This is a genomic window from Pseudomonas sp. UTLPPB19802 (genome assembly GCF_059730225.1).
This window is the reverse complement of sequence record NZ_AP048545.1, coordinates 1,836,514-1,850,468: the sequence shown is the minus strand read 5'-3', so window position 1 is coordinate 1,850,468 and position 13,955 is coordinate 1,836,514. Positions and strand designations below refer to the sequence as shown.

Sequence of the window (13,955 nt, the reverse complement as noted above, 5' to 3'; positions counted from 1 at the left end):
GTTCGCCGCGAAGAGGCCCGTAATGCTTGCCCAACACTCAGCCCGTCGGCCGGAAGTACCCGGCCAATGCCTGCAAGTCCCCCGCCTCCAGCACCCCGGCATAGAAGCGCAACTGGATCCGCGCCAGCAGGTAGGCATGTCGCGCCTGCGCCAAATCGCTCCTGGCCTTGAACAACTGCTGCTCGGCATCCAGCACATCGAGGTTGACCCGCTCGCCGCCCTGCACGCTCTTGCGGGTCGCCTCCACCAGCGCCGTTGCCGAACTCACCGCCACCTCGTACGCGCGGACTTTTGCCGCACCGCTGGTGTTGAGGTTGAACTGCTTGCGCAACTCCACCAGGGTGGTCGCCGTCTGTGCGTCCAGCTCGTACTGCGCCTGGGACAACTGGCTGGCCGCCTGACGGGTCGAGGCCGACACCGAGCCACCGGCGAACAGCGGGACACTGACCTGGATGCCAATGGTGTTGGTGTCGTACTTCTGGTTGTAGCTGCTTTCAGAATCGGAACTGGTCTGGCGGCTGGTGGCATACAGGCTGACCTTGGGCAAGTGCCCGGCCCGCTTGCGCTCCACCTCGTATTCGGCAGCGGTCAGGGCATGCTGCTGGGACGCCAGCTCGGCGTTGTTGGCCAGGGCCATGTCGCGCCAGGTCTCGAATCGCTGCGGCTGCAACGGCTCGATGGCGAAGCTGGCGGCCAACGGCGCCAAGTCGTCGACCTGCAACGGTTGCCCGACAATCGCTTCCAGGGAGCGTAGCGCGGTGTCCTGGCTGCCCTGCGCCTCGATCTCCTCGGCCTGGGTCAGGCTCAGGCGCGCCTGGGTTTCCAGCAGGTCGGTCCGAGTCCCCTCGCCGCCCTTGAGCAACCGCTGGTTCAGCTCCAGCCGCTCGGCCAGCGCCCGGCGCTGGGCACGACTCAACTCGATACGCTCTTCGGCCAGCAGGGCCTCGCTGTAGGCACTCAGCAGACGCACCGCCAGCTCCTGGCTCTTGCCGCGAAATCGCTGGTCGGCGAACAACGCCTGGGCCGCGCCCTGGCGGTAGCGGGCATAGGCTTCGTAGTCGAGCAGCGGCTGCTGCAGGGTCAGGCTCGCCGCGTAGCTGCGGTAGTCGCGATCGCTGGTGACCTTGCCGAACGCCGTGGTCTGGGTGACCTCGGAGTCGTTGCGCGAGTTGTTGTAGGTCCAGTTCAGGGTCGGCAGCAAACCGGCACGAGCGATGACGCGATTTTCCTCGCCGGCATCGCGCTCCTTGATCGCCGCCTGAAACGTCGGGTCATTGCGCAGCGCCAGGTCATAGGCTTCGAGCAACCCCATTGCCTGGATCCCCTGGCTCAACAAGACGGCCAGCAGGCCTATCCACACACGCACACTCATTCCTCCACCAAGGCCATATGGGTCCGGTCCAGCAAGGGCTTGAACAGGTAGTTGAGCATCGAGCGCTCGCCGGTCCGCACGAACGCCTGCACCGGCATGCCGGGACGGATCTGCAGACCGGCCAACTGCTGCATGCCTTCGGCACTCACCCGTGCCCGCAAGGTGTAGTAAGGCTCGTCGGTGCGCTCATCGACCTGGCGGTCCGCCGAAACCAGCAACACCTCGCCCGCCACCCGTGGCGTAGTGCTCTGGTTGAACGCCGGGAACATCAGCTCAACCGGCAGCCCCGGATGGACCTTGTCCACCAGGTCCACTGGCACCCGCGCCTCCATCAGCAACGGCTCGTCCTGCGGCACGATTTCCATCAGCGCCTGGCCCGGCTTGACCACGCCGCCCTCGGTGAATACATCGAGACCGACCACGATCCCTGCCGCTGGCGCACGCAACTGACTGTTGCCCAGCTCGAACTCGGCGGAAGCCAGGCGACTGCGCAGGTCGTCACTGCGTACGCGGGTCTCGGCCAACTGGCTGCGTACGTCCTTCTGGAACTCCTCGGCCAACTGCCGAATACGCAAGCGCAGCTCCAGCACCTGGCGCTGCAACTGGCCGATACGGCCGAAGTCCTCGGAAATCGAGCCCTCGACCTGGGCATACAACCGCTCGCTGTCGAGCAGCCGATTACGCGGAATATAACCATCGCGGGCCAGCTCCCGCAGTCCCTGCAACTGCTCGCCCAGCGCCTGGGCCCGACTGGAAAACAACTGGCGTTGCAAGGCCAGGGTCGCCTCCACTTCGGGTGCCGTGGACTGTTTCAGCATCTCGTCGTCGAAGCGGATGCTCCGGGCGCCATCGCGCTCCGCGTTCAGGCGGACCTCGCTGGCCAGCGAACCGAGCAGTTGGCTGCGCAATGACTGGACCTGGCTCAGCGCCGGGGTTTCCTTGAGGCGAATCAGCACCTGCCCGGCTTCCACCCGATCACCGTCTCGCACCTCGATACGCTCGACGATGCCACCAGTGGGGTGCTGCACCACCTTGCGGTGGCCCGAGACCATGACCTTGCCGGACACCGCGACACCCTTGTCCAAAGGTGCCAGCGCGGCCCAGCCCAGAAAACCGACAAATCCGCAGAGCAGCAGGACCCAACCCAGCCGTGAATAACGCTTGTCATCGAGGGACAATACCGTCGCCGAGGCATTGTCCGCCGCCAGATGAAGTGCAGGACGCGACGAACTCATGATGAACGGCCCTCTCCCAGGCGATAACTCATGTTCACGGCCGCCATCGGCTTGGCCGGTACGGCGGGTTTCTGTGGCCGGGATGCCTCGAGCACCCGCGCCGTCGGCCCGAACGCCTGCAACTGGCCTTCACGCAGGATCAGCAACTGGTCAGTCAGGCTCAGGACATTGGGTTTGTGGGTGATCAGGATCAGCGTGCGCTGATGAGCCTTGAGCTGACTGATCGCCTGCAACAAGGCCTGCTCGCCGGCCTCGTCGAGGTTGGAGTTCGGTTCGTCGAGCACGATCAGCGCCGGCAGGCGATACAGCGCCCGCGCCAGGGCAATGCGCTGCTTCTGCCCGCCGGACAGGCCGGCCCCGCCCTCGCCCAGGCGAGTGTCGTAGCCCTGGGGCAGTTGCAGGATCAGCTCATGCACGCCAGCCATCTGCGCCGCCGCCAGCACCGCCTCGGAGTCGACAGCCTCGAAACGGGCGATGTTCTCGGCAATGCTGCCGGCGAACAGCTGGATGTCCTGGGGCAGATAACCGATGTGCGGCCCCAGTTGCTGGCGGTCCCATTGCGCCAGGTCCGCACCGTCCAGGCGGACCTTGCCGGCCAACGGCGCCCAGATGCCCAGCAGCAGTCGGGCCAGGGTCGACTTGCCACAACCGGAAGGCCCGATCACCCCGAGTACGCTGCCCGCCGCCAGGCTGAAACCGAGATTGGCCAGAGCCGGACGTCGGCTACCCGGCGCACAGGCACTCAGCTGCTCCACCAGCAACGCGCCCTTGGGCACCGGCAGGCTCATGCGCGCCGGCCGGGCCGGATGCGACACCAGCAGCTTCGACAGGCGCTGATAGGCCAGGCGCGCCGAACTCCACTGCTTCCACACCGCGATCAGCTGGTCGATGGGGCTCAGCACCCGCCCCATCAGGATCGAGCCGGCGATCATCATGCCGGGGGTGATCTGCCCGTCGACCGCCAGCCAGGCCCCCAGGCCGAGCACCAGCGATTGCAGGGCCAGGCGCACGCCCTTGGACCAGGCGCCCACCGCCGACGCCCGTTCGCTGGCCAGGTTCTGCTGGGCGAGGAAGGCCTGGTGCTCGCCGAACCAGCGCTGGCGCAAAGTACCGAGCATGCCCATCGCCTCGATGGCCTCGGCATTGCGCAGGTGCGCACTGGCCTGCTGGCTGGCACTGATCGACAACTGGCTGGCCAGCCCCAGCGGTGCATGGCAGGCCCGATGGTTGACCCAGGCCAATGCCACCAGTATCGCCGCACCGGCCAGGGCGAACAGCCCGAGCCAAGGGTGGAAAAGGAAAATCACCAGCAGGTACACCGGGAACCACGGCGCATCGAAAAACGCGAACAACGCGTTGCCGGTGGCGAACTGGCGCAGCGCCGTCAGGTCGTTCAACGCCTGCCCGGCCACCGGCGTTCCATCGCTCAACTGGGTCTCGAACGCCGCGTCGTAGACCCGCTGGTTCAGCCCCATGTCCATCCGCGTGCCGAGGCGGATCACCACCTGGCTGCGCACCCACTCCAACGCGCCCATCAGGCCGAACAGGCCGAGGATCATCAGCGTCAGCATCAACAGGGTCATCTGGTTGCCGGACGCCAGCACCCGGTCGTAGACCTGCAGCATGTAGAGGGCCGGCGCCAGCATCAGCAGATTGATCACCGCCGAAAACAGACCGATATTGAGAAACGCGCCCTTGTAGGCCGTCAGCGCGGCCAGCATCTCATCCGCACCCGTGGCTCCTGGCCTGGTCATCGAGGTCATCCCGTCGCAAGGTGATGGGGACCGCCGGCGCGCAACGGGCCGGCGGCAGGGGCCCGCCCGGAAGCGTTGACGGCCCCCATGGCGTTCCCCAGAATGTGCATCCGCCGTCGCCCTGGCCTTCGAAAACTCGGGCGACGACGGTGTGTCATCGAAGCGAATGAAAGAGCGATCTTTCATTCGCTTTTTTCATGGCAACCGGATCAGGCAGCCAGGGCGAGGTCGTGCGAAGCGTCCTGCACGCCGACCAGGGACACATCGGTCGCGGCCACGGAGGCGCCGTCGAGGTGAGCCACGCCGGCAGACGCCAGTTGGTCGAAGGTGGAGTTGACCGACAGGCTCGGGTCGACAGCCTTGAGCAGTGCGTCGATGGCCGACACCAGCGCCGAGCTGTCGCCGCTCATCAGGCCGTAGACGATCTTGTGCACCTGGCCATCGCGACCTTCGGCCTGCGCGCTGCTCAGGCCCAGACCGGTGAAGCTGACTTCCTGGTTGGTGATGGTGTAGCCACCACTGGAAGCACCACCGTTCAGCACGGTGCCCAGGTTGATGGAATCAACCGAACCCCACAGGGTGTGGGTTGGCGGGGTGAACAGGGTGTAGTGCAGGTTGCCACCGATGACCGCGGAGGCGTCGCTGACGGTGCTCGACACACCGTACTGGGTGCCGTCGAAGGGACCCGGGTTGAAACCACCGGTGTTCACGCCTTCCTTGACCGAACCTGCGCGGTGATCGAGGTCACCGAAGTAGGCCGACCAGTCGCTCAGGTAGCTCGCAACCGAAGAACCGGCATACTCAGCGCTGTACGAAATAGAAATGCTCATGCAAAAACTCCAATTGATGGTGGTTGTTCCACAGCCGGCCTGCGCCCGCTGAGGTTTTGCCCGTCACCGGGCAAAATCGGTCAGAACTGATATTCGACGGTGCCCTGCAGGGTGCGACCGCGTCCCAGGGTGAAGGCCAGCACATCGCCCAGCGGCACCAGGTAGGCGCGGTTGGTGACGTTTTCCATGGCCAGGCGCAGGGTCAACTGGTCGGTCGCGCGATAGCTGCTGTACAGGTCGTAGACGGTGTAGGGCTTCCAGTCCGCGGGGTAGACGCCCGTCTGTGAAACCGTGACGTCGGCCCCGCCCTTGACGTAGTAACCGGCGCTGTAGCGGGCACGGGCGCCGATATCCAGCTTGCGATCAAAGAACCGCGCACCCAGCGTCAGGGTGCCGCGATCCATCGGCATGTGTTCGGAGGAACCAAGGATGGCCCGGCAGTTGGTGGCGGCATTGGCCTGGTCATTCGGGATCATGGCCGTGACCGGCGAGCGACTGCCCGCCCCCTTCACCGGCGTGGTCACGCCACCGAGCCAGGCCGTCTTTGCGCAGAAATCGTTGGTGCCGATCATGTGCGTGTAGTTGAACTGGCCATAGGCGACACCAGCGTCATAGTCCAGCTGGTACTCCAGGCCCTTGAAACGGGTCTGTTCCAGATTATTCACATAGGCACTGTTGCTGATGCTGGCCGTACCGTAGCCCGGTAGTTGCACCCCCATGTTCATGAAGATGAAGTCGTCGACACGGGTGTCGAAGTAGGCAACCTTGATGCCCAGGCGGTCGTCGCTGAACAGCAGGTTTTCCTTCAGCACGTTGGCACCGACTTCCCAGGTCGTGGAGCGTTCTGGCTTGAGGAACGGGTTGGGCAGCGTACTTTCCGCACCGCCGCCATGGGGCCGCCCGCTGATCAGCGTCTCGGTCACTGCGGGCGGACGCCAGCCCTTGCCGTAGCTGGCGAACAGCTGCAACCAATCCACACCCGGCTTGACCGACAGGCCGAAGGTCGGCGAGAAACGGCCTTCCTCGGTGTCGACGTCATAGTTCACCGGAACACCGATCTGCTGGGTCGTGCCGATGCGGAAGGTGCGGATGTTGACACCGGTTTCGCCACGTAGCCGGTAACGGTCATAGCGCAGCCCGGCGTTGACGTTCAGCCAGCCGTCGTAATCGTAGTCCAGGCGCCCGAACAGGCTGCCCAGGGCCCGGTCGCCTTCCGGCGTCAGGCTCTCGGAAGCCGGAGCGGTCACCGCGGAAGTGGGGTCGCCTGGCTCGGTGGAGTCCGGCCGGACCTTGTCGTAGAAGAACTCCAGGCCGTAGTTGGCCTTGATCACCGACAGCTCGCTCAAGGCGAAGGTCGAGGTGTTCTGGGCCTGCAGGCCGTAGGTGTCGGTCTGGTAGGTGATCTCGTAGCCTGGTGTGGTCCCACGTCTCAGGGTGGTCTGGTCGTTGCGGTTGTCGACGTGATAAATCTTGGCCTTGAAGTCGATCAGCGGGTTGTCCGGGGTGTAGCTGTAGTCCAGCGCGAGGTTGCGTGCGGTGATCTTGCTGCTGCCCAGTTTCTCCCACAGCTGCGCCTGGTTTTCGACGCTCATCATGTTGGCATCGGAGTAGTTGACGTCGGTTTCCAGGTAGCTCAATTGCAGGCGCTGGTCGGCCGGCAGGTTGAGTCCGAGCTTGACCAGGCGCGAACGCATCATCGACCCAGAATAGGCGACGTTCGAGTTCTTGATCCGCTCGGGGTAGCTCGGACTCAGCGAGGCACCGCTGCGCAGTTCGCCGATGCTGCCCTTGTTCCCCGGCTTGTAGTCGCCCAGGTTGCGCTCACTGACGGCCACCAGCATGTCCCAGACCTCGGTGCCGATGGCAAAAGCCGAACTGCCGATGAAGTGGGTACCGTTGCCAAGATGGCCTATGCCGCTGGTCACGCGGACCCGACCACCGATTTCCTTGCCGCCAGCGAGCAGGTCAGCCGCCTCCACGGTACGAAAGTTGGCGATCCCGCCAATCACTCCCGCACCGCCCATGGTGGAGGTAGCACCCTTTTCGATGACCACTTCGGAGAGCAGCTCCGGATCGACGTAGAGCGTACCGTTGCGCTGCTGGTGCCCGCTCTGCTGATAGTTCTGGCGCATGCCGTCGACCGACATGTTGACCCGGCCATAGTCCTGGATACCGCGAATGTTCACCGACAGCCCAGGATCCTGCTGGCTGACCGCCGAATACACGCCGGGGGCTTCTTCCAGCATGTCGGCAGCGTGCCGTGGCGGGTTGCGATCCAGTTGCTCACGGCCGACGACGCTCACCGAACGCGGTGAGGAATAGACCCAGTCACTCTGGTGCTGGCCCGACACCGTGGTGGTCGCCAGCGCCAGCGCGCCACGGGCCGCCTCGGCGACGCGGGTCAGGGTTACCTGGCGCTCGCCAGTGAAACGATACTCCACCGGGGCGTTGCCCAGCAGCCGTGCCAAACCTTCCTGGACGCCGTACTGCCCTTTCACCGCCGTGCTTTGCAGACCTTGCAGCCGCTCGCTGTCGAACAACACTTGCAAGCCAGCCTGCTCGGCGAACGCCAGGACCGCCGAACCCAGGGCTTGCGCCGGAATATCCAGGCTCAACAGCGCAGGCTGCTCGGCTGCCTGCCGCACAGGTTTCGGCCCCTCGGCCGCCAGGACAACGTCCTTTCCGGCCAACAGGGCCAACAACCCCAAGTGAATGGCAAAGGCCAACCGGCTACCGGTCTGGACACCCTTGCAACGGCGAGCAACTTTCATCGTAGTCCCTAAGCTGGATCTTGTTTATGCGAATGAATCTCACTATCAAGACGAGCCAGCAGGAAAAACTCAGTACGCTTTTTTGAAAATGTTTTTCGGGAGGATGTATCAGGATGTGTTGCGAGCTGAAACCAATGGCCTGCCGGCACAGGCCACCGGGTGATTCAATAGATCAGGCAGAGGCCCGGCAGGTCGAGGCGACTCAGGTGCAGCTCGGTGGTGAGGGTCTGCAGGCCGGCGTCGAGCATGTCCAGGCGGAACACCCCACTGACCTCACGCGACGCCAGGGCCGAATCGGTCAACACTACGCGACCAGGGCGATAGCGGTTGAGTTGCTCGACCACCTGCGACAGCGGCTGGCGATCGAAGACCAGCACGCCGCGCCGCCAACTGGTGGCGCGTTGCAGGTCCTGATGCCCCAGGCTGACCACGCCACCCTGTCGGTCGTAGCGAGCACTCTGGCCCTCCTGCAGCACCGTTTCGGCCAGCCCCTGGAGTGGCGAAGACTGCAGCGTCACCTCGACACTGTGTTCCATCACTCCGACCCAGGCCTGGCCAGGCGACTCGCGATCGACGACGAATTTCGTACCCAGGGCGCGCGTGCGTCCGCCCGCACTCTCCACCACAAAGGGCCGTGCTTCGGAGCCCGCCATCGGCGCCACGTCGAACCACGCCGACCCGGCCAGCAGGCGGATACGTCGCTCGCCATCGTCGTAATCGATACTGATCGCACTGCCTGAGTCCAGCTCCGCATGACTGCCATCCGGCAACTCCACGCGACGGACCTCCCCCTTAGCCGTCAGATAGTCAGCCTGCATCTGCAACAGAAGGGTCGGTGCACTGATCCAGCCGGCGCCGACCAGCAATGCCAGCGCTGCGGCATTGGCGGCAAGCCGCAAACGGCTGCGGCGCCGAACCGGACGTGACGGCGCCAACGCAGGTTCCGCGCGGCGCACCACAGGCCTGGCGGGCAGCAGGTCGTCCGCCTGCAACTGGCCAAGGGCCGCCCAGGTCTGCTCGGCAAAACGCAAGGCCGACGGATGACGCTCGTCCAGCGCCAGCCAACGATCCAGCTCGGCCTGCTCCTGCGCGTCCAGCCCGCCCGCGTGCAGGCGCACCGCCCAATCGGCGGCGACCTCGGTGATCATCTGCTCCTGAGGACCCTGGCTATTCACGTATGACTCTCGATTTTTCGTTATCTATTAAGCAGTGACGTCTGAAGCGTCGATTTACCGTAACTCATTCGTCGGCTGGGCGACCGGACGGAGTCTGCAGGCGCTGCATGATATAGGCCAGGGCCTTGGAAAGATGCTTCTGCACCGAGCTGTCGGAAATATCCAGATGCCGGGCCACCTCGGCGTGGGTCATGCCCTCGATCCGATTCAACCGGAAAATTTCCCGGGTGCGCTCCGGCAGCTCGGCCACCGCTTCGCGCAACGCTGCCCGCTGTTGTTCTGCCATCGCCTGAGCCTCCAGCCCGGCCAGTTCGTCCTCGATGTCCGCCAATGCCTCATGGGGCACTGAATCGGTCTTGCGCCGATGCTCCTGGCGGACATGGTCCACCAGCAGATTGCGCGCCGTGCGGTAGAGGTAACCCGGAGAGTTGTCGATGCGCTCCTTGCGCGTCTGTTCCGCCAGGCGCAGGAAACTCTCCTGCACCAGGTCGGCCGCCAATTGAGGGTCTCGTACCCGGCGCACCAGATAACTGCGCAGCGTGCTGGCGTGCTTGAGAAAGAGCCCCTTGAGATCCGCGTCCGACAAACCGACTCCATGGCTTACGAAGAAATGGGCAGCCATATTACGTTTTGTCGAGAATGATTTTCAATTGATATCCAACATCAAGTAGCGATCACTTCTTCGCCCTACCGAAACCGCTGTCCGCTGATCGAACAAAAAAGTGCCGGCTTCTCCTGCTGCCCGTGCTGTTCATTTGACTTGGATTAACCAGTTAGTACATTTTACCCGTACAGACCCGATTCCCTCTGCGGTCCAAGCCAAAAACAACAATGGAGACTTGCCCATGCCCCCTATCGTGCTGGTGCTCAACGGCCCCAACCTGAACCTGCTGGGAACCCGTGAACCGGCGACCTACGGCCATGAAACCCTGGCGGACCTTTCCGCGCTGTGCGGACGTACCGCGGCTGAACTGGGCCTGATCGTGGAGTTTCGCCAGACCAACCACGAGGGCGAGTTGCTCGACTGGATCCACGCGGCCCGTGGCCGCTGCGCCGGCATCATCATCAACCCGGCCGCGTGGACCCACACCTCGGTCGCGATCCGCGACGCACTGGTGGCCAGCGAACTGCCGGTGATCGAAGTCCATCTGTCCAACGTTCATGCCCGTGAGCCGTTCCGCCATCACTCCTTCGTCTCCGGCATCGCCAAGGCGGTGATGTGCGGGTTCGGCAGCCACGGCTACCGCCTGGCGCTGGACTATTTCAGCCAGACCCTCAAGGGAGTGCAGCCATGAGTTCGAACACTCCCAAGGCCATCCTGGCCGGCCTGATCGGCGCCGGCATCCAGGCCTCGCGCACGCCCGCCATGCACGAGCGCGAGGGCGATGCCCAGGGGCTGCGCTACCTGTACCGACTGATCGACCTGGACCCGTTGCAACTGGACGCCAGCGCCCTGCCCGAACTACTGCAAGCCGCCGAACGCATGGCGTTCACCGGGCTGAACATCACCTTCCCGTGCAAGCAGGCGATCATCCCGCTGCTCGATGAGCTGTCGCCCGAAGCCAGGGGCATTGGCGCGGTCAACACCGTCGTATTCAAGGATGGCAAACGGATCGGCCACAACACCGACTGCCTGGGTTTCGCCGAAGGTTTTCGCCGTGGCCTGCAAGACGTTGCCGTGGAGCGCGTGGTACAGATGGGCGCTGGTGGTGCTGGTGCGGCGGTGGCCCACGCCCTGCTCGACGAAGGCGTGAAACAGCTGACGATCTTCGACGTGGACGTCGAGCGGGCCCAAAGCCTGGCGGACAACCTCAACCAGCATTTCGGCACTGGCCGTGCCCGAGCCGGCAGCGACCTGCCAGCCGCCATGGCGGCAGCCGACGGCCTGGTCAACACCACGCCGATGGGCATGGTCAAACTGCCTGGCATGCCGGTACCGCTGGAACTGCTGCACAGCGAATTGTGGGTCGCGGAAATCGTCTACTTCCCGCTGGAAACCGAATTGCTGCGCAACGCTCGGGCCCTGGGCTGCCGTACGCTGGATGGCGGGACCATGGCGGTGTTCCAGGCGGTCAAGGCGTTCGAACTGTTCAGCGGCGTGACGCCAGACTCGCAGCGGATGCTGGAGCATTTCCAGAGTCTGTGAGGCTCATCCGACATGATGAACCGCTAGGCAGCCGTCAGTCGGAACGCGGGCGCCATATAAGCCTGCTCTCGTTTCGACAACCCCAGAGCATCGGCCACCACAGGCCATTGCCGGACCACGTCCAGAAAATCGCTGATAATGTCTTCGGCATCATCTCGCCGGACACGAAAATACCCTGCCACTTCCCTTGCAAGCTCGAGGTCCAGAGCATTGTCCGCATCGGTGATATTGAGCTTCAGCCCATCAGCGTGGGGAACCGGGTTCAGGTCGTAGGCCGGAGACAATCGCCAACCCTTGCCCGGTTCAAGGATGAAGCCATGGTTGCGAAGATGATCGTCCGTGTTGGAAACCAGAATATTGAAGACAATCCGCGACCACAATTCACGAAGATCCGCATTGGTTTGCGCGCCCTGCCTGATGAGTACCTCGGCCAATTCCAGATAACTTGCGCCCACCGCGCCATCATCCCCGTCAACCCGATCAGTCAGAGTCATGGCCGAGGCAAAGTGCAGGCGACCTCCTGTGTCAGTTCGATCAAAGCGCTTGACCATGAAACAGTGATGATCGCTGGCAAACCGATGGGCCATGCCGCGCGCCACACGCAAACCACAACTCTCACCCAGTGCATTGACTACCATTTCCCAACCGCCGACATCATGGTCATCGCGTATGCTGGGAAACTTGGCGATCCAGAGATGGCCCTCATCGTCGACGACACTAGCCTTGGGCCTGGCTCCGCCCAACGATCCGCCGGGAGCAATCAACATTCTCAGCCAGTCGCCCCCTTCGGCGGCCGTATTGCCAGAGTCCGTTTCCAGGGCGCGGCTGGCCCGCTCCAGAGCCCGCAGTTGCACAAAGGGAGGAGCAGCGACGCCTTCGCGATCATCCAGGAACCGGCCTTCATCATTGAGCCTGTAGCGAAGGGCTCCCACCCGATAACGGTCATGCACACCGAGCAGGAAATCAGACTCGTGCAGTTTGCTCCCCTTGGGAGCCAAGCCCTCACGAATGTCCCGTTCAAGTCGTCGCTTCATCAACAACTGCCCCCAGCGGTCCGGACTGGAGTCAGCAAACATGCCGAACCGGCTCTGGTGCGGACCTGGGTATTGAGGCCCCTCGAAGAAACCAACACGAGGGTCCAGGGGAGTGCCATTCAATTCAGGATCGCTCAATGCTCCCCGGTCCTGCTCGAACTCGAATACCTCGGAGGCCCTGATTCTCCTGACATGCAGGATCCCCAGGCGCCTGGGGCCTGCCAACCTGTCCCAATCGGCATACACAGCAATCTCAGTCATTCGTCACCTGTCACAGGTTTGCGTCCTGGCTTTTTCGCCAGAGTGCTGGATAGCTTCTTCGAGACCAATTGGGATAGCGCTTGTGTGTTGCTGGAGAATTCATACGGTTGGTCAGGCCGGTAACTCTGGGCCGTGTCCTGCTCTGCCACCTGTCCTACAGGGACAGCGGGTGGTTCCGAGCGCACCGCGCGAGAAGCAGTAGGCGGAATGCCAGTCCCCGACCGAGCAGACCGGACAAGTTGGGCATCCTGCAGATGACGGCCGACCTCATCCTCTGCCGCAACCTTGCTCAGGTCCCTTTCCAACCCCAGTACCTGCATCACCGAAAGGTAGGCCCCGATAGTCACACCGGAGCCGCCCGACTCCAGGGAGCGCAAGGTCATCAAGGACATGCCGGCACGCTCGGCAACCTGCTTGGCGGTCAGTTTTCGCCGCAAACGGGCAAGCTTGAGCCGTTCCCCGAGAGCGGAAAGCAGTTGAGTCGTGCCCGGCAGCAGAGGAGCAGTCTTCTTGGCCATAGTGCTAATATTCCTTCACCTTTCAGCGACAACAGCCAGAATAATAGCACCAAAGAAATTGACCGCAGCCACACCTGACGACAGGCGCTTAGCCGTTGGCGCAATTGAGGTCGAGTTCCTCAGGCCTGCAGATACCTCAACACCGCCTCGCAGATCATTTCCCGATGCCGCGCCTTGACCTCTTCGCTCGGCAGGTCGATCGGGAACAGCGCACTCAGCGTGTGGCGGTTCGAGACCCGGTAGAAACAGAACGAACTCACCAGGATGTGCACGTCCAGCGGGTCCAGGCCGCTGCGGAATACCCCGAGCTGCGCACCACGCTCGAGGATCTCGCCCAACGCCGTGAGGATGGTCACGTTCAACGAACGGATCGCCCCGGACTGCTTGACGTACTCGCCCTTGTGGATGTTCTCGATGCTGACGATCCGAACGAAGTCGACGTTGCGGTCGTGGTGGTCGAAGGTGAACTCGACCATCCGCCGGATCGCCTCGCGCGGCTCCAGCTCCGTCAGGTTCAGCCGGCTTTCGGTACTGCGGATGTCGCCGTAGAGCTTTTCCAACACCTCGACGTAGAGTTGCTCCTTGCTGCCGAAGTAGTAATAGATCATCCGCTTGGAGGTGTGGGTGCGCTCGGCGATCGCGTCGACGCGCGCGCCGGCCAGACCCTGCTGGACGAACTCGACGATGGCTTCCTGGAGGATGTTCTCGCGGGTCTTCTCGGGATTGTTCTTGCGACTCTTGCGCGGCGCGGCGACGGACGCGTCGGCCGCGGCGGATAGTTCTGAAGTCATGGTCACTCTGGCTCACGGCCATCTCGGCGGGTATAGGCGATTATGGGCCGCGTGCCAACGCGAAGGAA

General features: G+C 63.5%; 12 protein-coding genes. 2 read left to right on the top strand and 10 right to left on the bottom strand.

The genetic code is table 11. The features are described from left to right. Positions 1–37 precede the first annotated feature (37 nt). The 7 genes from AC6I6U_RS08405 to AC6I6U_RS08375 all read right to left on the bottom strand — a co-directional run bounded on the left by AC6I6U_RS08405 (position 38) and on the right by AC6I6U_RS08375 (position 9,723). Complete coding sequence (locus tag AC6I6U_RS08405; protein ID WP_497881509.1) at positions 38–1,372, bottom strand: TolC family outer membrane protein; 1,335 nt, start codon at positions 1,370–1,372, stop codon at positions 38–40. Next, positions 1,369–2,607: an HlyD family type I secretion periplasmic adaptor subunit gene (locus AC6I6U_RS08400; RefSeq protein WP_497881508.1), complete on the bottom strand. Its 1,239-nt coding sequence runs from the start codon at positions 2,605–2,607 to the stop codon at positions 1,369–1,371. Before AC6I6U_RS08400 ends, AC6I6U_RS08405 begins: the two co-directional genes overlap by 4 nt. Next, positions 2,604–4,361 (bottom strand): type I secretion system permease/ATPase, encoded by a 1,758-nt coding sequence (locus AC6I6U_RS08395; protein WP_497881507.1) that lies wholly within the window; start codon positions 4,359–4,361, stop codon positions 2,604–2,606. Before AC6I6U_RS08395 ends, AC6I6U_RS08400 begins: the two co-directional genes overlap by 4 nt. A gap of 209 nt (positions 4,362–4,570) precedes the next feature. Continuing rightward, complete coding sequence (locus AC6I6U_RS08390; protein ID WP_497881506.1) at positions 4,571–5,191, bottom strand: heme acquisition protein HasA; 621 nt, start codon at positions 5,189–5,191, stop codon at positions 4,571–4,573. Positions 5,192–5,271: 80 nt separating this feature from the next. Next, entirely contained in the window at positions 5,272–7,962 is a 2,691-nt protein-coding gene (locus AC6I6U_RS08385; RefSeq protein ID WP_497881505.1) for a TonB-dependent receptor, read from the bottom strand. A gap of 164 nt (positions 7,963–8,126) precedes the next feature. Then, a complete protein-coding gene (locus AC6I6U_RS08380; protein WP_497881504.1) occupies positions 8,127–9,137 on the bottom strand; it encodes a FecR family protein in 1,011 nt (336 codons plus the stop codon). Positions 9,138–9,201: 64 nt separating this feature from the next. Then, on the bottom strand, positions 9,202–9,723 hold the full coding sequence (locus AC6I6U_RS08375) for an RNA polymerase sigma factor (protein ID WP_497881503.1): 522 nt from the start codon (positions 9,721–9,723) through the stop codon (positions 9,202–9,204). A gap of 259 nt (positions 9,724–9,982) precedes the next feature. Between AC6I6U_RS08375 and aroQ the strand changes: the two genes are divergently transcribed. After that, positions 9,983–10,432 carry a type II 3-dehydroquinate dehydratase gene (gene aroQ, locus AC6I6U_RS08370; protein ID WP_497881502.1) on the top strand — a complete coding sequence of 150 codons (450 nt, stop codon included), beginning with the start codon at positions 9,983–9,985 and terminating at the stop codon, positions 10,430–10,432. After that, positions 10,429–11,283, top strand: a complete 855-nt coding sequence (locus AC6I6U_RS08365) for a shikimate dehydrogenase (RefSeq protein ID WP_497881501.1) — start codon at positions 10,429–10,431, stop codon at positions 11,281–11,283. The genes aroQ and AC6I6U_RS08365 overlap by 4 nt, the downstream gene beginning before the upstream one ends. 23 nt (positions 11,284–11,306) lie before the next feature. Here the strand turns inward: AC6I6U_RS08365 and AC6I6U_RS08360 are convergent, their stop codons facing one another. The 3 genes from AC6I6U_RS08360 to AC6I6U_RS08350 all read right to left on the bottom strand — a co-directional run bounded on the left by AC6I6U_RS08360 (position 11,307) and on the right by AC6I6U_RS08350 (position 13,893). Continuing rightward, a complete protein-coding gene (locus tag AC6I6U_RS08360) occupies positions 11,307–12,578 on the bottom strand; it encodes a type II toxin-antitoxin system HipA family toxin (protein WP_497881500.1) in 1,272 nt (423 codons plus the stop codon). After that, complete coding sequence (locus AC6I6U_RS08355) at positions 12,575–13,096, bottom strand: helix-turn-helix domain-containing protein (RefSeq protein ID WP_497881499.1); 522 nt, start codon at positions 13,094–13,096, stop codon at positions 12,575–12,577. Before AC6I6U_RS08355 ends, AC6I6U_RS08360 begins: the two co-directional genes overlap by 4 nt. Positions 13,097–13,215: 119 nt before the next feature. Continuing rightward, positions 13,216–13,893: a TetR/AcrR family transcriptional regulator gene (locus AC6I6U_RS08350; protein ID WP_497881498.1), complete on the bottom strand. Its 678-nt coding sequence runs from the start codon at positions 13,891–13,893 to the stop codon at positions 13,216–13,218. Positions 13,894–13,955 lie beyond the last annotated feature (62 nt).